This window comes from Algoriphagus sp. (assembly GCF_024305035.1).
Taxonomy (GTDB): Bacteria; Bacteroidota; Bacteroidia; order Cytophagales; family Cyclobacteriaceae; genus Algoriphagus.
Window position 1 is genome coordinate 45,404 of the sequence record NZ_JAMWZB010000002.1, and the last position, 24,604, is coordinate 70,007.

The 24,604-nt window shown below is 41.8% G+C and carries 14 protein-coding genes; 6 read left to right on the plus strand and 8 right to left on the minus strand.

Annotated features, from left to right (window positions below):
• Positions 1-473: 473 nt before the first annotated feature.
• The 5 genes from Q0L00_RS01260 to Q0L00_RS01280 all read right to left on the minus strand — a co-directional run bounded on the left by Q0L00_RS01260 (position 474) and on the right by Q0L00_RS01280 (position 6,137).
• Entirely contained in the window at positions 474-1,157 is a 684-nt protein-coding gene (locus Q0L00_RS01260; RefSeq protein ID WP_297335043.1) for an ABC transporter ATP-binding protein, read from the minus strand.
• Complete coding sequence (locus tag Q0L00_RS01265) at positions 1,154-2,401, minus strand: ABC transporter permease (protein WP_297335044.1); 1,248 nt, start codon at positions 2,399-2,401, stop codon at positions 1,154-1,156. Before Q0L00_RS01265 ends, Q0L00_RS01260 begins: the two co-directional genes overlap by 4 nt.
• Entirely contained in the window at positions 2,398-3,492 is a 1,095-nt protein-coding gene (locus tag Q0L00_RS01270) for an HlyD family efflux transporter periplasmic adaptor subunit (RefSeq protein ID WP_297335045.1), read from the minus strand. Before Q0L00_RS01270 ends, Q0L00_RS01265 begins: the two co-directional genes overlap by 4 nt.
• Before the next feature lie 100 nt (positions 3,493-3,592).
• Positions 3,593-4,936: a TolC family protein gene (locus Q0L00_RS01275; protein WP_297335046.1), complete on the minus strand. Its 1,344-nt coding sequence runs from the start codon at positions 4,934-4,936 to the stop codon at positions 3,593-3,595.
• A gap of 244 nt (positions 4,937-5,180) precedes the next feature.
• Entirely contained in the window at positions 5,181-6,137 is a 957-nt protein-coding gene (locus Q0L00_RS01280; protein ID WP_297335047.1) for a YafY family protein, read from the minus strand.
• Between the two features lie 181 nt (positions 6,138-6,318).
• Here Q0L00_RS01280 and Q0L00_RS01285 point away from each other — a divergent pair, with 181 nt between their 5' ends.
• Positions 6,319-6,807, plus strand: coding sequence for a DinB family protein (locus Q0L00_RS01285; protein ID WP_297335048.1), 489 nt, complete (start codon positions 6,319-6,321; stop codon positions 6,805-6,807).
• An 83-nt stretch (positions 6,808-6,890) separates the two neighbouring features.
• Here the strand turns inward: Q0L00_RS01285 and araA are convergent, their stop codons facing one another.
• From araA to Q0L00_RS01300, 3 genes are all read right to left on the minus strand, one after another.
• Positions 6,891-8,381, minus strand: coding sequence for an L-arabinose isomerase (gene araA / locus Q0L00_RS01290; protein ID WP_297335049.1), 1,491 nt, complete (start codon positions 8,379-8,381; stop codon positions 6,891-6,893).
• A gap of 29 nt (positions 8,382-8,410) precedes the next feature.
• Positions 8,411-10,285 (minus strand): sodium/sugar symporter, encoded by a 1,875-nt coding sequence (locus Q0L00_RS01295; protein ID WP_297335050.1) that lies wholly within the window; start codon positions 10,283-10,285, stop codon positions 8,411-8,413.
• Between the two features lie 96 nt (positions 10,286-10,381).
• Entirely contained in the window at positions 10,382-11,092 is a 711-nt protein-coding gene (locus Q0L00_RS01300) for an NUDIX domain-containing protein (RefSeq protein ID WP_297335051.1), read from the minus strand.
• Positions 11,093-11,311: 219 nt separating this feature from the next.
• Between Q0L00_RS01300 and Q0L00_RS01305 the strand changes: the two genes are divergently transcribed.
• From Q0L00_RS01305 to Q0L00_RS01325, 5 genes are all read left to right on the plus strand, one after another.
• Positions 11,312-14,056, plus strand: a complete 2,745-nt coding sequence (locus tag Q0L00_RS01305; protein WP_297335052.1) for a DUF5695 domain-containing protein — start codon at positions 11,312-11,314, stop codon at positions 14,054-14,056.
• A gap of 377 nt (positions 14,057-14,433) precedes the next feature.
• Entirely contained in the window at positions 14,434-17,475 is a 3,042-nt protein-coding gene (locus Q0L00_RS01310) for a SusC/RagA family TonB-linked outer membrane protein (RefSeq protein WP_297335053.1), read from the plus strand.
• Between the two features lie 11 nt (positions 17,476-17,486).
• Complete coding sequence (locus tag Q0L00_RS01315; protein ID WP_297335054.1) at positions 17,487-19,088, plus strand: RagB/SusD family nutrient uptake outer membrane protein; 1,602 nt, start codon at positions 17,487-17,489, stop codon at positions 19,086-19,088.
• A gap of 87 nt (positions 19,089-19,175) precedes the next feature.
• The gene (locus Q0L00_RS01320) at positions 19,176-21,422 is read left to right on the plus strand and encodes a S9 family peptidase (protein ID WP_297335055.1); all 2,247 of its coding nucleotides are present in this window, start codon (positions 19,176-19,178) and stop codon (positions 21,420-21,422) included.
• Between the two features lie 60 nt (positions 21,423-21,482).
• Positions 21,483-24,551: a beta-L-arabinofuranosidase domain-containing protein gene (locus tag Q0L00_RS01325; protein ID WP_297335056.1), complete on the plus strand. Its 3,069-nt coding sequence runs from the start codon at positions 21,483-21,485 to the stop codon at positions 24,549-24,551.
• Positions 24,552-24,604 lie beyond the last annotated feature (53 nt).

The window sequence follows — 24,604 nt, forward strand, 5'->3', positions numbered from 1 at the left end:
CATTGATTTTCAAAGGTCACATGGAATCTCGCAGGGTTGATCCTCATGGCATGGTGTAACTTTTTAGTCCGGCTCGATTTCATGTGTTTATCATTGATTTTCAAAGGTCACATGGAATCTCGCAGGGTTGATCCTCATGGCATGGTGTGACTTTTTAGTCCGGCTCGATTTCATTTCCGAAGCGGTGTTTTGTTCATTTGGGGAACTTCTAATTTTTCCCATTGCCTTACACTTTCTTCGAACGCTCGATGGTAGGCCCGTTGGAAGTCAATGCTGGATAATTTTTGGTTGTGATCTGAAGGTATAAATTTATTGATCGGCGATTTCATTTTCTTGGTGTTTTATCAATTAGGCTGGATGAATGAGCTTTCGCGTTGAAGCAAGTCAGTCGAAGGACATTCGAAATCTGCATCAGAAGGCTTATTTCGGACTAATAGTTCTTTTTTCAATTCTCCATATTCGGTCTACGGTTTTTACGTAGGTTGTAAAATTCTTCCATCTTTCATTTCAATTACCCGGTCTGTTTTGGCCGCGAAATCATCATCGTGAGTGACCGCAATGATGGTTTGACCCAGTTCTTGAGTTAATCGTCTAAAAGTATCAAAGACTATTTTTGAATTGACCGAATCCAAATTACCGGTCGGTTCATCTCCCATGATGAGGAGTGGATCATTGATTAAGGCACGGGCAATGGCTACGCGTTGCTGTTGTCCCCCTGAGAGTTTGGACGATACTTTGTGAGCTTGATCTGCAATTCCGAGGATATCCAGCTTTTCCAGCGCCCTTTTCTGGATTTCTGATGCTGGATATTTCCGTAGTTTAAGTGCTGGAATCATCACATTTTCCAAGGCGGTGAATTCAGGTAAGAGAAAATGAAACTGAAAAACAAACCCGATGTGCTCATTCCTGAATTGGGCTAAAAAGTCCGGGCTTTTTCCGGTCAATTCCGTTCCGTTGATTTTCAGCTTTCCCTCGAAATCCATATCCATGGTACTGAGCAAATACATCAGGGTAGATTTGCCACTCCCGGATTTTCCTACCAAACTTAGGAATTCGCCTTGTCGAACTTCCAAATCAATGGATTTGAGTACCTGAAAGGTTTGTGGATCGTGAAAGTACTTGCTGATCCCTTCGGTTTTAAGTAAGGTCTTTTTCATATCCCTCGGATGATTTCTATGGGGTCAATTTTTCCCGCTTTTCGTGAAGGCATCCATCCGGCTACCGCCGTGGTGGCTACACCAAAAACGATCCCGATCAAATAAAACTGTGGGTCAAAGCTGATGGGAAGTGCATCGATGGAAAGTAAATCTCCTCCATCGAAAGGTACTTGAGCCAAAAGCAATGAAAGAATATAGCCGACGACTAGCCCCATCAAGCTTCCCACTAAGCCAATGATGAGGGATTGAATCATAAAGATTCCCGTCACATCTTTTGCTGCAAATCCGGTAGCTTTTAGGATAGCGATATCTTTCATTTTACTATAGATTGTCATATTCAAGATGTTGTAAATCCCAAATCCAGCAACAACTAGCAGCGTAATGGATACCGAGTAAGTCATGATGTCTCGAATGATGGCGCCAGCCAAAAGAGTGGAATTAGCCGTTTCCCAATCTTCGGCCTTATATCCGAAGGTTGCTTGGATTTTCTCTGCCTTCAGTCGGGCTTCTCGATAATTGGTTGTTTTGATATTGAGATCTGTAATGTATCCTGCATCTTTACCTAATAGTTTTTGGACTGTGGCGATATTGGCGTAGCTTCTCACGTTGTCAATTTCTCCTAGACCAAGCTGAAAAACGCCGACCACCTTCATCGAATAGGTAATTCCCTGTGGAGTAGTAAGGATTAATAAATCCCCTAATTTGGCGGATAATTTTTCGGCAAGTCCGGATCCGATGATCAGTCCATTTGAAGTGGTCATCAAGGCAGAAAGTGATCCTACTATCATTTTGGAGTTCAAATCGAAAAGTTTGTCCTCCTCTAGAATATCTACCCCGGCAACTGAGCCGTTAAGTTTCACCGGCCCGAAGTTATAAAACACCTGACTAGTCAGTCGGGGAGCCACCCCCAAAATCTCCGGGTCCTTTCGAAGTATATCTGCTATTTGACGGGCATTACGGATTTTTTCACTTTCGTTTTTGGGTTTGACATTGTGTACCCAAGTGACTGCATTGGGATTGATTTTTTCCAATAGGGTAGGACGTGGTTCGGTGATGTCCTTGTACATTCGTATATCGGCGGAGGCGATTTTTGTTAAATCTTCGGTGAAATTGTTTAGTCCTGTCATCAGACTCACCATGGTGATAAACATCCCAATCCCGAAGGTAACCCCCAACATGGCGACGAGCGTTTGTTTAGGTTTGGCTAGTAAGTGGGTTTTGGCTATTTTGAAGTTGACATTCATGGTTTGATAAGTTGAGATTTACTAGTTAATCCCTCCAAAATTTCTACTTCAGATAAGGTTCGTATTCCCGGTCTTACCCTTATTTTTTTAATTTCCCCGGATTGATAAACTTGTACACTATCTCCTGGAAGGAGGTAATTGCTTGGAATGATCAAGGCATCTTCTTTTTCTCGAATGAGAATATTGGCCTCCAAAGCCAAGCCGGTAAATGGAGCAGGGAGTTCATCTAGTAGGGCAGCATCCACCCGCAACATCTGATCGGTGGGATCAACCTTTGCATAGATTTTAATCAATTCGCCCTTAAATTGCTGCTTGGGGAATGCATCCATTTCAAAAAGTACTTTTTGCCCCAGCTTGATTCTTCCGATATCTTGCTCGTCAATTTTTAAATTGCCGATGAAGCCCTCCATAGAACCCATAGTTCCTAGGATTTCACCGGGTCGAACTAGCTCTCCAACCTCTTTTTCGGATTGAAAGAATATTCCTTCCCGGTCACTTTTCACTTCGTAAAAATCGAGCTCATCGCTTAAGGAAAGTAAATCCCGCCGCGCAGCCTGTAATTCCTTTTTAACCTGATCCTGTTTGGAAGCAAGCTGATATTGACTTAGCTTCCAGGCTAGGCGACTACTTTCATATGCTGTTTTCACACTTTCGTATTGAGCCTGTGAAGTAGCGCGCTGCTCAAAAAGACGGGAAAACCGCTGATACCTGAGTGAATCGTTTTGATACTGGGTTTTGGAAATTTCCAGTGCGCTCTCTAGTTCTTGGATTACCGGACTTTGGTCAGATGCATTTTTTTGAGCGATGGAAAAAGCGGTCTGAGCTGCGGTGAGCCTGCTATCTAGGGCTTTTCCAGATATCAAAAAAAGAAGCTGACCTGCTTGGACCAATTCCCCTTCCTGTACTTCTTGGCGAATTAGAATTCCATCTGCTTGAGCACGGAGCTCGACTTGTTTTTTAGCCTCTACAAATCCAGAAGCATAAACAGCTTCCTGGACCAGTTTGATTTCAGGATTGCTAGTTTCTGGTTCCGAACAGGCGGAAAAACTTACGATCAGAGCAAGAAAGAGATAGGGGGTATAATTGTTCATTTTAGAGTGTTTATAACTGCTTATCAAGGGCCACATGGAATCTCGTTCAGGCAATAACCCTCCTGTTGTGTGACGTTTTTTTATTATCGATATCATAATTTTAGCGGCTTGTTATGGAGGATTGACTTCGTATGCTAATTAATGCTTTGGCTGTACAAAGCTCAGCGATCGTGCCTAGGTAATGCTTTTGTTGATCGAGTAGCTCTTGCTGAACCTGAAGTAGTTCATCTACAGTGATGAGCCCTTCCACCCATTGGACACCGGCTAGGTGAAAATTGTCTTCATACAGGGCAATGACTTTTTCAAAATTCGCCAGTAGTCTTTGGTTTTGAACCACTTCAGTCTGCAATCCGAGTTTTTCCTCCAGCAGTTTTTCCTGAGTAATCTCCTCTTGTTTTTGAGCGATTTCCCAGTCTATTTTTGCCTGATGGGAGGCAAGGCGCTGTTTCCCACCACTGAAAACATTCCACTGCAAACTGAGTCCGATAAGTCCTACTTCAAAGGCATTCTTTTCCTGTAAATTAAAGTCATTGGAGAGTGTCTGCTGATAAAACCTGCCGAGTCCAGAGAGCGTCGGAAGATAGGCGGATCTTACTTCTTTTAGGCGTTGTGCGCTAAGTTGAGTTTGCTGCTGGGCCAAGCGCCAATCGGGCAACATGTCCAATTCATAATCGATTTGGATAGCCTGTAATTTTTGGTTTTGAAGTTTTTCTAGCAAAATCAAATCTTGATTGGGGGATTCTCCGATTAATCTGAGTAAGTTTTGACAAGCTTTGTTCAACTGACTTTCTTGAAGAGCAACTTGATTTTTACTCGAAAATGCATTAGCCTGTATGCGTTGATAAGGTAGGGGCTCAAGTTCGCCTAACTCAAACCGGGCTTTTGCTGAAGAAAAAATAGAATCTGCAGCCTCGGCGTTAAGTTGGGCTAAGTTGAGGCTTTCTTGGTGCAATAGGATCAAATAATAGAGACGGGAAATTTGCTCCCTCCAAGCAAGTTGTTGGGAAGCTGAATGCAAAGGGATTAGTTCAGCTTCAAGTTTTTGGGCTTTGATTTGATTCCAAAGTTCACTATTGATCAAGGGTAAGGTAGCTTCTATTCCGAGATTGAGTTGGTATTGGGTCCCAAATTGGAGTTCAGTAAAGGTGCCCGGTGTTCCCCCTAGAGCTTCGGAAGGAATTAATTGCACGGGCAACTGTAAATAATCATCCCAAGTCCCATAAGCTCGGATTTTTGGAAAAAGAGAAGACTGGGCTGTTTTTTCTGCCAGGCGCCCCTGTTCGATTTTCAGGGAGCGTATTTGCTCTTCAGGTGATTGGCTTAAAGCATGGTTGATTAGCTCATCCAGACTTTGAAATTGGAGTTCTTGTCCCAAACCTGAACTGCTTGTCAGAAGCCAGACCGAAAGGACCAAAATTGAAAATCGTAAACGAGAGAAAGTCATCGATTTTTGATCAGTTGATTTCCCGAAGTTTACTTTTTGAAACTTTTTGATAAACTATAAAATCGTGAAACCGCCAAAAATTAGGCGGAAACCTAAAATAGGACTGCTAAGACCAGGATGGGTTTGGGATAAAGCTGGAAAAATTTCCGAGACCCTAATAGGATAATTTGTCTGCTTACTTTGACTTTTTGAGATAATAACTAAAGAAATATGTGGAGTAACGTTTGATCGTCATAGATTTAATTTAGGCTGGGTTTAATCGAAGCTGAATTGTTTCCACTAAATTTTTCATGAAATCCTTAGCTTCCTTTGGTTCGATGAGCTGAATTTTGTCCCCCACTGGCAAGAGCCAGCGGATAAACCCTTCGATTGAAGAATTCATAAATCTCATTTCATAATAATTTCCCCACTGGATTTCTTGGACCAAACCCATAGTATACTTGTGGGTTTTAAGGTATTTCTCATTTTCAAGGGGAACATGAAGAACGAATTCGATCAAATGGTCTTTTTGTTTTACTTGAGCAAGATAATTTGCTAGAGTTGGATGACTAGAGGGGTTATAACTTTCATCTCCTAATTTCATTTCATTGACTCGGTCAAGGCGAAAGGTCCTATAATCATTACGAAGTTGACACCATGCGATCAAATACCATTGCTGAAAAGCATAAAAAATGCCCACAGGTTCAACCGTTCGTTTACTTGCTTTCTCCACTTCAAAGGTGGTGTAAACCAAATTTACCGTTAGTTTATCGACTAAGGCTTGTAAAAGCAGATTTAGGTAATTTGGGTGATGAACTGGGTTTAAGGGCTTGCCTTGAGGAATGACCATGATTTGATGGCCCAAGTTTTCCAACAAGTCTTTTTGTTGATTTTTTACTACGGCTTTGATTTTGATCATTGCTGATTGGAGGTGATGACTGCTCCCTTGATCAGTCAGATTACGAACCATTTTTTCGGCAAGGACCAAGGCAACTCCTTCTTCTTGGGTAAACATCACTGGGGGCAGGCGATATCCTTCAACCAAAGAATAACCTTGGCCAGCCTCTCCTAAAATAGGTATTCCTGCTTTTTCTAAGGCTTTGATGTCCCGGTAGACCGTCCGAAGACTGATTTGAAACCGTCCTGCAATTTCCCGAGCCTTAATCAATCGCTTGGATTGTAGCTGTGAAAGAATGGCTGTCAGCCGATCGATCCGTTTCATTTTTTCATGTGTTTATAATTGTCTTTTGGCGGTCACAGGGAATCTCTCAAATCTAATCATCCCGGTGTGTGACGGGTAGATCATGCTTGATTTCATCTTTTTTTTACCAAACAAACTAGCTACTGACATACTGTTGTCACTCTGGGTTTTTTTCTTTGAGCAATCTTTTAAACAAGCTACTATGAATACCTTAAAAAAACACACTGAATACCTGATTTCGAAAGATCAACTTCTTGCACACTGGCAAGGACACCGTGCACTTACCCGGAGGGTAATTGAGGTTTTTCCAGAAGATCAGCTTTTTTCGTTTTCAATTGGGGGAATGAGGACTTTTGCCCAGTTAGTTTCTGAGTTATTGGCCATTGCTGGTCCCGGTGTAGAGGGGTTAGCTACCGATGTTTGGAGGGAATTAGACGAAGCGGATCGATCTGGAAACGAAAAATCCAGGTTATTAGCGCTTTGGGATCAAACCACCACGAAAATCAATCAGTTTTGGCCCCAAATACCGGAAGAGCGATTTCAGCAAAAGTTAGTTGCATTTGGGCAATATGAGGATAAGGGCTATTGTACACTGCTTTATTTTATGGACAATGAAATTCATCACCGAGGACAAGGCTATGTCTATCTTCGGGTTTTAGGGATAGAGCCTCCTGCTTTTTGGGAGCGATAAAGCGGAAACTTACCCATGTTTAAGGGAAAAAGGGGGGAAGACAATCGCCCCTTTTTGAAATTTTACTTTTTGAACTTAGGGGGTTACCGAAAGTAAATTTCATTCCATTTTAATTCGTTTTGAAGCTGTCTTAAGGTACTGTTCTTGTCGATGGTGATATTTTCTATTCTGGCAATTTTTGCAAAATCTTCCAAATGCTGGGTAGTTAAGCATTGACTAAAACAAGTATGATGAGCACCTCCGGCATAGATCCATGCAGCACATCCGGTATTCATATCTGGCAAAGGCTTCCACATGACTCGGGCAACCGGTAAGTTGGGGAGCGATTCGGGTACCTCTACAGCTTCCACTTCGTTGACGACTAATCGGAATCTATTTCCCATGTCCACCAGTGAAGCGTTAAGGGATGGACCAGATTTTCCATTAAATACCAATCGGACGGGATCCTCTTTTCCCCCAATTCCTAACGGATGTACTTCACAGGAGGGTTTATCTTTGGCTAAAACGGGGTCTACTTCGAGCATATGAGCCCCTAAAACCAATGTATTGTTAGGGTCAAAGTGATACGTGTAGTCTTCCATAAAAGCACTACCCCCCTCCAGACCCGTTCCCATGACTTTCATGGCGCGGACCAAAGCAGCAGTTTTCCAATCTCCTTCTCCGGCATAGCCAAAGCCATCTGCCATCAATCGCTGGGTTGCTATTCCGGGCAATTGCTTCATTCCATGTAAGTCCTCAAAGGTATTGGAGAATCCTTTAAATCCTCCTTCGTTTAGAAAACGGCGCATGCCTGCCTCGATTTTTGCGGCATCGAAGAGTGCATTTCTTTTTTGCCCATTTCTCAAGAGGTTTTCTGCCAAATGATAGCTAGCTTCATATTCTTCGATCAGGAGCTTCACTTCCTGTTCACTGGCTGAATTGATGTAGTGAACCAAATCTCCAACGGGAAAAGTATTTACAGAAAAGCCAAATTGAAGCTCCGCTTCGACCTTGTCTCCTTCGGTGACGCTGACATTTCTCATGTTGTCACCAAATCTGGCAAATTTTGCCCCTTGCCAATCTGCCCAAGCCGAAGCTGCCCTGGCCCAGCTGTCAATTTCTGTTTTAACTCTGAGATCTTTCCAGTGGCCTACGACCACTTTTCGTTCTATTTTCATTCTGGATACCAGAAAGCCAAATTCCCGGTCTCCATGGGCACTTTGATTGAGATTCATAAAATCCATATCAATGGCATCCCAGGGGATATCGCGATTAAATTGGGTATGCAGATGAAGAAGGGGCTTTTGGAGTATTTTTAACCCATTGATCCACATTTTTCCCGGTGAGAACGTGTGCATCCACGTGATGATCCCAATGCAGGATTTAGTTTGATTAGCCTCTTGACAAATAGCATAAATTTCCTCCGTGGATTTGACTGTAGGCTTGAAAATAATTCGGACACTGATGGTTTCAGATTGATTTAGTTCTGCTGCTATGATTTTGGAGTGCTCGGCAACTAGCCTCAGGGTTTCATCTCCATAAAGGTGTTGGCTTCCAGTAAGAAACCAAACTTCATTTTGCTTTAACGTATTCATGATTGTTATCAATTAGGTTTGATAGTTAATTACATCCAAAAGAAATAATATAGTAATCCTACAAGTAGGATTATGCCAGCGGCTCCCAGATTAAAAGGAGTAGCCGTATTGTATAGTTCTGGGCTGGTAGACAAGGATTTCCGGTCAGCATACTTCATTTCTAGGTTAGTTAAAAGGATAATCCCTAACATGAAAAATAAAGAAGCAAGCATGAAAATCGATTCGAATCCAATATAAGACCAGACGGTAAACTTAAGTAATCCCACAAAAGCAGCTAAAACCCCCAATCCAAGAAACAGGTAGGCAAACTTGTGACTGTAGCCTTTTCCTTGGGATGATTTAAACTCAGGATTTTGAAATGTTTTCTTCTCCGAAAAACTGATGACCGATGCAATTGCCAAAAGCAGGATAAATACGTAACCCATTCGAAGCAAAAATGGCATTTCAGGGTAAATAATTTTAAAGAAAATTCCCAAAGGGATAGTAGCTATGGCTGTCCAAAGTGCCGCATTTCCAGTAATTTGACGCCAGAAGAGGCCCATGCAAAAAACTGCCACAACGCCAGGGTAAATATACCCGGTGTATTCTTGAATGTATTGGAATACCTGATCCAAGGAGGCTAGCTGAGGAGCTACCAGCATGGCTATTACCAAGGAAATAATTGCCACCATCCGTCCTGTACGTACCAGTTGTTGGTTTGAAGCATTTGGCTTGAAATACACCTGATAAATATCCAAGGTGAAAATAGTGGAGGTACTATTAATCATGGATGCCAGCGAAGAGACAATGGCTGCAGCCAAGGCGGCAAAAGTAAGGCCTCTTAATCCAGAGGGAACAAAGTTTTTCAATAACCAAGGATAGGCTTCATCTGACTTATCAATCGTACCGATTTGATCAAAGGGGACCTTCAGCAAAGCGGATAATTCCTCAGGAGTGGATTTATTGATTAATACCCAAGCCGCTATCCCAGGTAGCACCACCAATACAGGAATTAGAATTTTTAAGTATCCTGCGAAGATCAATCCCTTTTTTGCTTCTTGAATACTTTTAGCCGCCAATCCTTTTTGAATAATGTATTGGTTGAATCCCCAATACCCGATATTGGTTAACCACATTGCGCCTAAAATCACAGCCATTCCCGGGAGGTCCTGGAAAGCATCTCTTACTCCTCCTGAACCATCAGGAACCATGATTTCTCCCTTGGGTACAATCATCACAAAATGATTTCTAGCCTCTTGATAAAGATTGCTAAGCCCAGCCCAGATTCCATTTCCATCACCCACCGCATTTAAGGCCAAAAAAGTGGTGATCAACCCTCCGATAATCAGAACGATGACTTGGATGACATCTGTCCAGGCTACCGCTTCTAAGCCGCCATAGATGGAATAGATGCCTGAAAAAATCAACAGACCAATAATCCCGTATTGAAGCGGAACGCCCATGATTTTTTCCATGGCAAGTGCTCCGAGGTAACTAACTGAAGTTAGATTGACAAATACATAAACCAGCAGCCAAAACACGGCAAATGCTGTACTTACCCGTCTATCAAATCGTGACTCAAGAAATTGAGGCATAGTATAAATCCCATTTTTGAGAAAGATGGGTAAGAAATATTTTGCCACGATGATTAAAGTAATCGCAGCAATCCATTCATAAGCAGCTATTCCCAGACCAATGGCAAAACCAGAACCAGAAGTCCCGATGAAATGCTCTGCAGAAATGTTTGCGGCAATCAGTGAGGCCCCGACAGCCCACCAGGTTAAAGACTTATCAGCCAAAAAATATTCATTGGCTGTTTTTTGAACTCCTTTTTTTGTTCGAGATACATACAGCCCAGCTACCACAATCGTGAGTGCATAAAGTGTAAATACAACAAAGTCCAGGGTAGAGAATCCTGTATTCATCTGTTAACATTAGTTTAGGTTGAATCTCGGGAAGTATCCCGATTCAAATTAAGTGTTTTTTTTACACATTTAAAAAAAGGCAAAAAAAAGTAAAATTTATTCTGTTTGGGGATTGAGCTCGTTTTTAGGGATAAAGTTGAGAAAGTTCTGGAAATTGTCTTTATATACTTGTTCGTCAATGGAATAGTAAAATGCTCCCTTCTTACTTGATGACTTGTCTTTATCTTTTTCTTTCTTCAGGATATTGGAAGAAAGAACCTTGCGGGTGAAATTTCGCTTGTCAATTTTGGTATCAAATAACCCTTCATAGAGGGTTTGAAGTTGTGGCAAAGTAAATTTTTCGGGTAATAATTCGAAAAGAATGGGGTGAAAAGCAGCCTTATAACGCAAGCGGTTTAGAGCAGCAGTAACCATATCCTGATGATCAAAAATTAATTTAGGCAGGGAGTTCATTGGAAACCAATGTGCATGAAATTCATTACTAATCTGTCGGTTGTATTTTTTAATGTCAATCAGTGCCACATAAGAAACAGCGATAACCCGCTCGATAGGATCTCGGTCCGGTTTACTGAAAGCCTGTAACTGCTCCAAATAGACATCATGTAGCCCGGTCAATTGATTCAAAATACGGGTGGCAGCTTCATCTAAGGACTCATCCGGCTGCACAAAACCTCCCATGAGACTCCATTTCTCTTTTTCAGGGGCAAAGCCTCGTTGTATTAACAGAAGTTTATATTCGGTTCCATCAAATCCAAAAATAATACAGTCTACAGCTACTAATAATCGTTTTTGGTTAGAATACTTCATGAATACAAAAGGACTTTATTAAAAGGAAATCATCTATTACTTGAAATTTAACACGAGAGGACCAAAAGTTTACACGATATTGATTTAGATTTTAAGACTAATGGCTGGTTTGATCAATATGGTATTGAAATATGTCAAAACAGTACAATCCAATTATTAAGTGTTTATTTTACATTTGTAAAGAGAGCATATCTTCTTATCCCTCAAATAAAACCAATAATGGATAAATTTACACCTTCCAAGTTAAGAATTAAAGCGTATTGGCTAGTATTTCTTTTTCTTTTGGGCATCCTTCCCGAAAGTATGGCTCAGCAGAGAAGTATTTTTGATCGCTTAAAAACCTATGAGCAGACTTTGGATATTACGGATCGATCGGCTTATTCAACGAATGATTTTTCTCTGGAAGTTTTAAATGAATCTCAAACAGCCGCAGTCTTAAGTCCCAAAATAGACCCAAGTTTTGATTTTTTACCATCCGAGTTACTGGAAATTCGAAGCAGAGATAGCCTCTACCATTTGGGTGATATTAATTTAATGCTTCGACCAGTGGGCAGCGAGTCTTGGGAATCCTACACCTCGGCGCATAGTCGAGTGCCCATTCAAGTTTTACCTACCCAAGAAAATGAACTGGCGGCCGCTTTATTGAACCCTACCCTTGGTAGAAATCTGCCCATTGAATTGGAGCGAAGATGGAAAATTACGGATGGAGATTTGATTTTAAGTTTCATGCTTAAGAATAATTCAGATCAGTCCTTTGAGATTGGTCATTTGGGAGTACCCATGGTATTTGACAATGTCCTCCATGAAAAGAATTTGGAGGAGGCGCATCTAGAAAAGGTATTTTACGATCCCTATATCGGAAAGGATGGGGGCTACCTACAGGTGCTCAGATTAAGCGGCAAATCTCCAGCTTTACTGGTCCTGCCTCATAAAAATGCCGGTTTTGAAGCATATAATCCCTTACTCGATGACCGGACTCCACGAGGAATTACCTTTGAAGGATTTCATGAATGGGTGGTTTACAGTAAGGCAAAAGCTGAAGAAGAATGGGCAGGTGCCAAGCCATGGAATGAGCCCAGCTCCCATGTCTTAAAATCGGGTGAAGAACATGAGGTTGCGTTTCGATTTGTTCTAGCCGAGGAGTTTCGAGAAATCGAAAAAACACTTTTGTCCCAAGACCGTCCTTTGGCCGTGGGTTTGCCAGGCTATGTTTTACCACAAGATGTGGAGGCTAAACTTTATATCAGCAACCATAAAAAAATCAAGGACATCACGGTTTATCCTAAAGGATCCATTACGATAGATAAGGGGAAAAAGACCACATCAGGCAAGTGGACAGCTTATTCGCTCAATGGAAAGGTATGGGGGAGATCCCGGCTTGAGGTGAGTTATGAATCTGGTGAAACACAAACGATCCACTATAAAGTTATTAAGCCAGAAGTGGCCGTAGTGGATGACTTGGGGAGATTTTTGACTACGGAGCAATGGTATGAAAATCCTTCAGATTTGTTTGGGAGAGACCAGTCCGTGATTTCTTATGATTATGAAAAGAAAGAAAAAGTGGTAGAGGACAATCGTGCTTGGATTGCAGGATTGAGTGATGAGGGAGGGGCAGGTTCTTGGTTAGCTGCCATGATGAAACAGTTTTTGGATCCGGATCCACTAGAAATGCAAAAGTTGTCTAAGTTTTATTATCAGACACTCTGGGGAGGAATCCAATACAATGAAGGTGAGAAAAAATATGGGGTACGAAAGAGTATGTACTATTATGAGCCCGAGAAGATGCCTGAGGGTACTTATAGTGATCAAACTAATTTTAAAACCTGGTCAGCTTGGCCTCAAAAAGAAGCCGAATCCACAGGTCGATCCTATAATTATCCGCATGTGGCGGCAGCCCACTGGGTAATGTATCGACTGGCCAGGTTTCATGAGGGGCTTGTAGGACAAAATCCTTGGAGTTGGTATTTGGATAATGCTTTTCAAACCGCTGTTGCAATGGTGGAACAAGCACCTCATTATGCTCAATTCGGACAGATGGAAGGGAGTGTGTTTTTGTATATTCTTCAGGATCTCAAGCGGGAAGGAATGCAAAAATCTGCCGAAAAGCTGGAACAAATCATGAGAAAGCGAACCGATGTATGGGTGGAGTTGGCCTATCCTTTTGGGAGTGAAATGCCATGGGATTCTACTGGACAGGAGGAAGTTTATTCTTGGACCAATTACTTCGGTTTTAATGAAAAGGCCGATGTGACCCTAAATGCAGTATTAGCCTATATGCCTACAGTTCCCCATTGGGGGTATAATGGTAGTGCCAGAAGATATTGGGACTTTTTATATGGTGGAAAAATTCGCAGAGTAGAGCGTCAGTTACACCATTATGGTTCTGCATTAAATTCCATTCCGGTATTAGAGGCCTACCATCAAAATCCTGAGGATTTGTATTTGCTTCGTGTAGGCTATGGTGGATTGTTAGGAGGGATTTCTCATATCACTCCGGAGGGATTTGCTCCTGCAGCGTTCCATTCTTTCCCCAGCACCTTGGAGATCGATGGTTTATCCGGCGATTATGGGTCTGGTTTTTATGGATATGCAGTCAACTCTAGATCCTATTTGGTTGATCATGAGGAATTTGGATGGATAGGCTTTGGAGGTAATGTTTCCACTAAAAACAACTGGGTGGAAATCAATCTTACCACAGCAGGAAAAAATGCGCTCTATTTAGAGCCCCTGTCAACTTTAGTGGAGCTTGATGCCGGAAAACTGACAAAAGCAAGCATTAACATACAAACTGGTGAAGTACACCTGGAATTGGATAAGGCAAACGAACATACCAAAAAGGCAGTTATGAGAATCTCTTCCTATGATTCAGATCATTCCATACAAGTCATAGACTATACTCCGGCCGCGGATAATCGATATTGGATTGACTTAAAAGAGGATTTCTTACTCATCAAGCTTAAGTAAATGATAGATTGGGTTTATGTTAATTAAAAAGGGTTATACAATGTACAACCCTTTTTTTCTGGTTTTTTTCTTGAGTATTCTTTAAGGAGAATCCAAACTAGATTTTTTTGGAGGTTACATAAAAGTAAGGGTTCATAAATTTTGTGGATTGGATTAAAATTAAGAGGTGTTTCTACACCTATTCGGTACTAGTCAAGTATTATTTTAACATAAATGATTTCATAGTAGCAGCTTTAAATCAATAAAGTATCGAAATCCATCAATTTTGTGTTATTTTTAATTAAGTGTTATACCTACATTTAATTTGTAGAATTTGAATAAATCCAAAATAAAACAAGGGTAAATCCCTTTTTAACCTAAACCATAAACTAAAGCGTATGAGAAACTTTACTATCCGGCATAGCATGTTTGTGTTGTCGGCCCTACTTTGTTGGGGATTTAGCCTTCCGATCTATGCCGATTCCGGTCCTGACTCTGGAGTTCTCGATTTCAAGGAAAATTGGACAAGCAACACATTTGATAGAATGATCAGGGGACAAGTTACCTCCTCTGAAGATGATCAGGCGCTTCCTGGGGTAAGCGTACTGATTAAAGGAACTACTCGAGGAGTAGCGACTGATCTAGATGGGAAATTTGAATTGGAAATACCTGATGAGGGGGCAATTTTGGTGTTTAGCTACATTGGTTTTCAAGTAAAGGAAGTCGAGGTAGGGAATGCAAGTAACCTGACCATTCAAATGGACCTAGATATGACCGCTATGGAAGAAGTAGTGGTAGTAGGGTATGGAACCATGCGAAAAGGTGATGTTACTTCCGCAGTTGCCCAAGTGAAAACAGAAGAATTTATTACAGGAGCGGTAAGAGATGCAGGTGAATTGCTAAGAGGAAAAGTAGCGGGTTTAGCGATTAGTACTCCTTCTGGAGATCCTGGTGCAGGAGTGGAAATTTCCTTGAGAGGAATCACCTCAATTTTCGGATCTTCTTCACCATTGGTTTTAATAGATGGCTATCCGGGAAGCTTGAATGTGATTTCTCCTATGGATATTGAATCGGTAGAAGTTCTCAAGGATGCTTCTGCTGCCGCCATATATGGAGCCAGAGGTAAAAATGGGGTGATCTTGATTACCACCAAAAAGGGTAAAGCAGAGAAACCAAGCGTGGAATACTCCAATTTTGCTTCCACAAGCTCATTTTTGAAAACGGCTGATTTTATGTCAGCGACAGATATGAGGGAATACATTAGCCAGGGATTGATCGATCCTTCCAATGATCTTGGAGGAGATACCGATTGGTTAGGTGAGATTTCTAGAGATACACCGATCAATCACTTTCACAATCTTTCAGTCAGAGGCGGAAATAATAACACCCGTTACGTCACCAACTTGAGTTACCAAAATGAGGAAGGTGCATTTTTGGGTTCCGGAAATGAGGAATTTAAACTTCGAATGGACTTAACTCAGTTCTTTGCAGATAATAAAGTGAGAGCCAACCTGAATGTTTTAAAGGGGATACAGAATTACGATGGTCGTTTTGGGGGCTGGGCATATCGCCAAGCCTTGATCAGAAATCCAACAGATCGAGTATTCAATGATGAAGGGGGATATCAAGAAAGACCCGAACAATTTCAATATGAAAATCCACTTGCCTTGATCAATGAACAGGACTATAGAAATGTAAATGATTGGACCTGGTTAACGGGCTCAGTTTCTTATTTTCCAGTACAAGAATTGGAACTTAAGGTAGTAGGTTCGCAGCATCGGACCACGAATGATTTTGGAAGCTACCAAACCCGAAACCATATTTCCAATATTCGTGATAATCGAAATGGGGTAGCTAATGTGAGTAATTCGCTTACGGTCGAAAACTTTTTGGATTTAACGGCAGATTATCAAAAAACCATCGGGGCACATCGATTAAGTGGATTGGTAGGCTACAGCTACATTGATTGGAAAAACTCAGGAATGTCCATCAGTAATTTTGATTTTCCTTCTGATGTATTTGGCTTCCGAAATATTCAGCAAGGTCGTGCCTTGAGAGAAGGTCTAGGGGGTACCTCTGCCAACTCTTCGTTTAGTGATTGGAGATTGATCGGTTTCTTCGCCCGGGCAGGGTATGGATTCAATGATAAGTATAATTTTTTAGCCAGCGTGCGTTACGAAGGTTCCTCTCGATTTGGTGAAAATCAAAAGTGGGGCCTTTTCCCTGCGATTTCTGCGGGTTGGACAATCAGTAATGAAGGATTTTTGGACGATAATTCTACCTTGACTTTTTTGAAGCTTCGTGCAGGGTATGGAGAGACTGGATCAGTTTCCAGTGGGCCTTATCAGTCGCTTACTCGTTATTCGTATAGCCCTACTCAGTTTTATTATGATGGCCAGAATTGGCAGAGTGTATTAAATCCAGTGGCCAACCCTAATCCAAACTTGGGTTGGGAAACTAACATCGAATATAACGTGGGCTTGGAGTTTAGCTTATGGAAAAACTTCATTAGCGGTTCGGTAGACTATTACGACAGAACCTTACAGGATTTAGTTTACAGTTATCCTGTACCGGTTCCACCAAATTTGGTAGGCTCTACCTTAGCAAATGCGGCTGCCATGCGAAATAGCGGATTAGAAATCAGCTTAAATATCGAAGCGGTTCGGACCCAGAAATTGGAATGGACAACTAATCTTAATTTTAGTACCAACCAGAATGAGCTGACAAGACTTTCGAGTGAGGAATTCCAACTGCAAAATAACTTTTTCTTTACTGGTGGAACGGGAGATCCTATTCAGCTTAGCACGCATAAAATTGAAGAGGGATTGCCGATTGGATCTTTCTTCGGGTATAAAAGTGTAGGCCTTCTAAGTGATGCTCCCAATCCAGCCAATAATGGAACGTGGTTGATCGAAGCACCCAATGGTGAAGTAAAGTCGATTTTGGATGCTACTCCGGATGATCGTCAGATCCTCGGAAATGGTATTCCGAAGTTCTTTCTAGCCTGGAATAATTATTTCAAGTTTGGAAATTTTGATGCTACCATTTCCATGAGAGGGGCATTTGACTATCAGATCTTGAATTTTCAGCGGATGTTTTATGAAAATCCCACCATTGTCTATAACCGCTTGAACTCTGCTTTTGATCCAATTGATGGTCAAGTGCTCCGTAGCCCACAATCTTATGTGAGTCATTATATAGAGGATGGTGATTTCTGGAAAATAGACAACTTATCAGTGGGCTACAGTTTCCCAACGGTAAATTCAAAATTCTTTCAAAGTGCAAGAGTATATGTAGCGGGATCCAATCTTGCAATCTTCACCGACTACAAAGGTTTGGACCCCGAAGTGCCTAGGACTGGATTGTCTCCAGGGAATGATGGAAGGGATAAATACCCAACACTACGAGTATTTACGATAGGAACAGATCTAAGATTCTAAACTTTAATCCAATGAAAAAAATAATTTTAAACCCCAAATGTCTGGTAGCCTTTCTTGTCCTGACAGTCATGTCATGTACAGATCTAACCGAAAGACCCTATGATGTATTGGTTGAAAGTGATTTGGGCGGTGACGCTGAAACACTCAGTGCATTGTCTGCTCCGGTCTATACCCGATTAACCGATGTGCTGTATGGATGGCATGGGTACTTTGACTTAATTGAAGAGAGTTCCGATGCCATCGTGACCCCAGCAAGACCGAATGGATGGGTAGATGGTGGCACTTACCGGAATCTTCATATGCATAATTGGAATGCATTTCAATCCCAATCCAGTGGACTTTGGAATAGAGTGTATGGTGCATTGAATGTTTTGAATAATTCATTGCTCAACTACCAAAATCTGGAGGGGGAAAATATTCCTGCACTGATCAGTGAATTGAGGGCTTTGCGAGGATTTTACTATTACTTATTATTGGATGCTTTCGGAAATGTGCCCATTGTAACCGAAGAGACCTTGCTCAATCCAGAGGAACTTCCCACACAGTCCACGCGAAGAGAAGTATATGATTTTATTGAAAGTGAATTACTGGCAGTCATGGAAACGATTCCTGAGACCAAAGTTTATGGAAAAATGAATAAGTGGGCTGCAAAAATGGTTCTAGCCAAGATTTACCTGAATTCTGAGGTTTATATAGGAGAAGCCCGATATCAGGATGCTATTTCCCAGGTAGATGATATCATTAACTCTGGACTCTATACCCTAGAATCAAATTACCATAACAATTTCGCAACCGATAATGAGTCTTCATCTGAGCAGATATTTTCTGTAATATTTGATGAAACCCGTGCGGGGTGGTTCCATTACCATTGGAAAACCCTTCACCCGGCAAGTTCTGCAACCTACAATTTGGGTTCTGCTCCGTGGGGAGGAAGCGCGGCAATTCCTCAATTTGTAGATACCTATGAGCAAGGAGATGATCGATATAACATCTGGATTAGAGGGCCTCAGTTTTCTTCATCTGGAGAGCCCATTTACAATTCCATGGATCCTACACTCCGGGATACTCAATTGAACTACCAAAATACGATGGGTAGCGTCGACGGTACCAGAGAGTATGAAGGGTTTCGAGTGGGTAAATATGAGATTAGAGTAGGAACGGTAGGCCCTTTGAGTAATGATGTTCCTTTCTTCAGGTATGCGGATGCACTGATGATAAAAGCAGAGTCCTTGTTGAGAACAGGCAATGCCGATGCAGCTGCTCAATTAGTTACTGAAGTTAGAATGAGATCTTTTGATGATCCTGCCGATGCCATGGTGACTGGACAAGATTTGATGCAAGGAAGCCGTTATCAGTACGGTAATTACGAAGATGGGGAAGTTATAGACCTGGAAGGGGGAGACGATATTGAGTTTGGAAGATTTTTGGATGAACTCGGGTACGAGTTTGCTGCTGAGTTCCATAGAAGACAGGATCTAATTCGATTTGGAGTTTACACGACAAAATCTTGGTTTAGTCATAGACCAAATGGAGACCACCGTACGATCTTTCCAATCCCTCAATCGGCAATTGATGCCAATCCCAATTTAACGCAGAATCCCGGATATAATTAATTGAGTTGAATCTAATAAGGTATACCCGGTAAGTTATTTTGCCGGGTATCCTTTTTTAAATTCCAAAGCCCTTCAATACTAGTTGACATGTTTAAATTTCAAATCGGTTCTAATCTCCTCTTGATTCATTTTTTTGTCTATTTCGGATGGATAGCTCCCAGTCATGGCCAAGGTAAGCTCGAAGATTATACGCGTGCTGCTCTTCTAAAGGATGAATTGGGTAAAGTATACCATGCCCCAAGTTCTTTTGTCTGGACGGAAGACGGGGCCTATTTTTGGTATACTAAACTCACCCCGGCGGGAAGAGAATATTGGAAAATGGAGTCAAGCTCCAATCAGAAGTCTCCCCTTTTTGAATCATCCTTACTAGCCAAATTATTGATTGAAAATGGAGTAAAAGAAATTAAAGAAGATGAGCTGTATATCCAAATTCGAAAATATGATCCTAAAATGAATCGGATAGATTTTCAAAGAGATGGCTATGAATGGGCTTATTATGTGGATAAAAACGAATTGATCAAGGGAGAGGAAATTGAAGAAAAACCCCAAAAATACTGGGGAAGTCAACCGAATGATTTGAACGGAAATCCGGTAGTTTCTCCGGATAAGACTAAGACAGTTTTGATTAGATCAGGCAACCTCTTTTTGGAAGAGGATGGCCAAATAAAACAATTGACATTTGATGGGGCGCCAGGAGAATATTATTCCGAGGGGATTCAGTGGTCTCCGGATGGTAAAAAATTGGCTGTGATCAAGACTCGTCCGGCTGAAGTTCGAAAATTGACTCTGTTGGAATCTTCTCCAATGGATCAGCTTCAGCCCAGGTTAATCGAGCGGGATTACCGCAAACCTGGAGATGCCCTTCCCATTCGGATTCCCGTTTTAATCAATTTGGAAGCAAATACTCAAGTTGAAGTCCCGATGGATCTGATTCCAGAACAGTATTCTGTAGGAAGAATTTCTTGGAGAGAAGACAGTAGCGCTTTTACCTTCGAATACAATCAGCGAGGCCATCAGGTCTTTAGTGTGATTGAGGTAAACTCCGATGGCTCCACGCGTGAACTGATCAGAGAAGTAAGTCCGACCTTCATTGATTACAGTGGTAAGTATTTTCGAAGGGATTTAGCAGATGGAAAAGAAATTATTTGGTCCTCAGAAAGAAATGGATTTCGCCACCTGTATTTGATGGATGGCCAAACTGGGGAAGTCAAAAATCCGATTACCAAAGGGAATTGGGTAGTCAGAGAAGTGCTCCATGTAGATGAGCAAAATCGAAAAGTTTATTTGATGGCCAATGGTTTAAACAAGGGAGAGGATCCCTATCACACTCACCTGTGCACCGTAAATTTTGACGGAAGTGATTTTACAGTACATACTAAGGAAAATGCAAATTATCAAATTACCTTTTCGCCAGACCGAAGCAAATTTGTAGCCACGCTTAGTAGGCAGGATTTGGCTCCGGTTTCCAAGCTTTTCTCCTTTGATGAAAAGGGAAAAGCCAAAGAACAGGTTTTGATTGAAAAGGCTGACATTTCCGAATTGACTGCTGCCGGTTGGCAAGCTCCTGAAATTTTTTCAGCGAAAGGAAGAGATGGTCAAACCGATATTTGGGGGTTGATTATCAAACCCACGAATTTGGATCCATCCAAAAAATATCCAGTCATCGAATACATCTATGCAGGTCCACACAGTTCTCATGTCCCAAAAAACTTCCGGCCTAATTATAATGGATTAAATGAATTGGCCGAATTGGGATTTATTGTTGTCCAAATAGATGGTATGGGGACCTCCAACCGATCTAAGGCATTTCATGATGTGGCTTATCAAAACTTGAAAGATGCTGGATTTCCGGATCGTAAACTTTGGATTAAAGCTGCAGCTCAATCCCGTTCTTACATGGATATCAATCGAGTAGGGATATTTGGTACCTCGGCGGGCGGACAAAGTTCTGCAGGTGCGCTAATATTTCATCATGATTTTTACAAAGTGGCTGTGTCCGCCTCAGGATGTCATGATAATCGAATGGATAAAATATGGTGGAATGAACAGTGGATGGGAAAGCTAGGTCCGCATTATTTAGCGAGTAGCAATACGGTAAACGCGCATAAGTTGGAAGGAAAGTTAATGTTGATCGTGGGTGAATTGGATGATAATGTTGACCCCGCTTCTACTTTTCAGTTTGCAGATGTCTTGGTGAAAGAAATGAAGGATTTTGAACTCATCTACCTCCCCGGTGCCGGTCATACCTCAGGTGGAGCTTATGGGGAACGAAAGCGACGGGATTTTTTCGTCAAAAATTTATGGGGGGTTGATCCTCCCGCTTGGGACAATTAAGAGCAAAAGGTTGGTCCTGCGACTTGAAATAAATTAGTTGAAATAAATTAAATCCTGTAAATGAAAAAGATACGAGTGGTTGTTCATGCAGTTTTACTGCTTTTCTTAATCGGCTATTGGAATACGGTGGCCCTCGCTCAGGGAGGGGATCAAATTTTGGATGGGATCGGAGAAACTGGCTTGATTGCTCGCTACCTATTTAATGGTGATACTCGGGATTGGTCTCGAAATAACCTTCATGCCAAAGTTGAGGGAGATGAGTTGAAATTTGAACGAGACGATCGATTTGGAAATGTACTGTCTTTAGGAAATGACACAGGAGGGTATGTATCAATTCCCCCTGAGGTGTTAAATGATGTGGAGTCATTTGGCCTGTCCACCTGGGTTTTTCTTCGATCTGCCACAAAAGATCAGCAGGTATTGGAATTACGGCTGGAGGATCAACCCATTTTAGAATTGTCCACAAGCGAAGAATCCGATTATCAAGGATTTCAATTGGGGTTTCGTACGAGTTTCGCCGAGGATATGAAAACCTTTAAAAGTCAGGCTTTGAAACCGAATACATGGGTATTCCTGACCCTAGTAATCGATGTTCCTTCCAAATCTTTAAGGGTTTATGGAAATAGTCAACCGCTTGGAGATCCTGTTTTACTGGGCAGTGAATTTTTGGATGGGTTTTCCTCCTGGAATTCGGAGGAACTAAGTGTTTATTTTGGTGGATCACCTGATTCCCCTAAGGCAACCTTGGATGGTTTAGTCCATGATTTACGTCTTTATAGAATTCCTTTGAATGAGAGGCAAATAGGGGGGATCTATTCTAATGCTGGGGCCACGAATCAAGCCAATGCCCAACCAACCAAAAAGGTAGAAGATGAGCTACCCCAATTTGATCCGAATCAGCCTCAGCTCTACAATGCCTTTTTGATATCGGTATCAAATGTGGAGGTAGAAACTGGGTTGGGAGAATTACCAAGATTGCCTACCCATGTAGATGGGGTTTACCGGGATCAAGTAACCGGCCCCAAAGTTAGGGTCATATGGCCAGCGCCAAGTGATAATTCGGCGGTTCTTAAAACAGGAAGCTATACTGTAATTGGTAAAGTACCTGGTACCGATTTCCAACCCAAAGTAGTGGTATCGGTGATAGAGAAAAAGGAAAAAAATACACCTTCTTTAAAGTTGGCTACATTCGGATTGGATCAGGTAAGCCTAGATCTAGGGTTAAATCAGACCCAGACCAAGTTTATCGAAAACAGGGATAAGTTTATTCATACCCTTGCCGATACGGATCCCGATTCCTTTTTGTATATGTTTAGGCATGCCTTTGGTCAAACCCAGCCAGAAGGAGCCGAACCACTTGGGGTATGGGATAGTCAGGAAACCAAGCTAAGAGGACATGCCACAGGGCATTACCTTACCGCTATCGCTCAAGCGTATGCAGGGACGTCCTACGACCCGGAACTTCAGTCTAATTTCGCCTCAAAAATGGAATATATGGTGAATGTCCTCTATGATCTTTCCCAGCTTTCCGGGAATCCGGCAGAGGGAATGGGGGAGGCAATCGCTGATCCTAACTTAGTGCCTAAAGGACCGGGTAAATTAAGCTATGATTCAGATTTGAGCGATGAGGGAATACGACAAGATTACTGGAACTGGGGTAGGGGATTCATTAGTGCCTACCCACCCGATCAATTCATAATGTTGGAGCAAGGAGCGAAATACGGGGGGCAAAAAAATCAAATTTGGGCACCCTATTATACCCTTCATAAGATTTTGGCTGGATTAATCGATGTATACAAGGTAAGCGAAAATGAAAAGGCCTTAGCTGTAGCCATAGGTATGGGCGATTGGGTTTATCAGCGATTGAGTGCAGTGCCTCAAGATACCTTAATATCGATGTGGAATACCTACATCGCCGGGGAATTTGGGGGAATGAATGAGACCTTGGCGACACTCTATGATATTACCGGTGATCCAAAGTTTTTGAAGACCGCTCAACTATTTGACAACATCAGCGTCTTTTTTGGAGATGCGCAATATTCACATGGACTGGCTAAAAATGTGGATACCTTCCGGGGATTACATGCCAATCAGCATATCCCGCAAATAGTCGGAAGTCTGGAAATGTACCGAGTTTCTCAGCAGTCAGATTATTTCAAAGTTGCTGACAATTATTGGTACCGGGCGGTAAATGATTATTCCTACAGTATTGGTGGAGTAGCTGGAGCCAGGAACCCTACCAATGCCGAATGTTTTATTGCTCAACCAGCCACTTTATACCAGAATGGTTTTGCATCTGGAGGACAAAATGAAACCTGTGCTACCTATAATATGCTCAAGTTGACGGGTAATTTGTTCTTGTTTGATCAGAAGGCTGAATACATGGACTACTATGAGCGAGGTTTGTATAACCATATTTTGGCCTCCGTTGCCAAAGATAGCCCAGCAAATACCTATCATGTTCCCTTAAGACCGGGTTCCATCAAGCGTTTTGGAAACGCGGAAATGAATGGTTTTACCTGTTGTAATGGTACGGCAATTGAGAGCAGTACCAAGCTTCAAAACTCCATTTATTTTAGAAGCAATGACCATGATGCATTATATGTAAACCTCTTTATTCCATCGACATTGAACTGGCAGGAAAAGGGAATCATTCTTCAACAAACGACTACTTTTCCTAACGAGGACCGAACTCGGCTTTCCATTCAAGGAGAAGGCAGGTTTGATTTACATGTGCGAATTCCATCCTGGGCAAAAAAGGGGTTTTTGGTTAAAGTTAATGGAAAAGAATTTGACCATGATTTTCAACCAGGATCCTATCTTAAATTGAGCCGTGATTGGAAGAACGGGGACTTGATTGAATTGGAAATGCCTTTTCAATTTCACTTGAGTTCAGTCATGGATCAGCCCAATATTGCTAGTTTATTTTATGGTCCGGTCTTATTGGCAGCTCAGGAATCTGAGGCCTTGCAAACTTGGAGAAAAATCAATTTGGATGCGGAAGATTTAGGGAAGTCTATAGAAGGTAATCCCGAGGACTTAACCTTCTTTATCGATGGAATTGAGTTTAAACCTTTTTATGAGACCTATGGCAGGCACTCGGTGTACTTGGATGTGTCCTTGAAATAAGAGGGGGAGTTTTAAAAAAAGTAGCCCCGAAAATCTAAGGTTTTCGGGGCGTT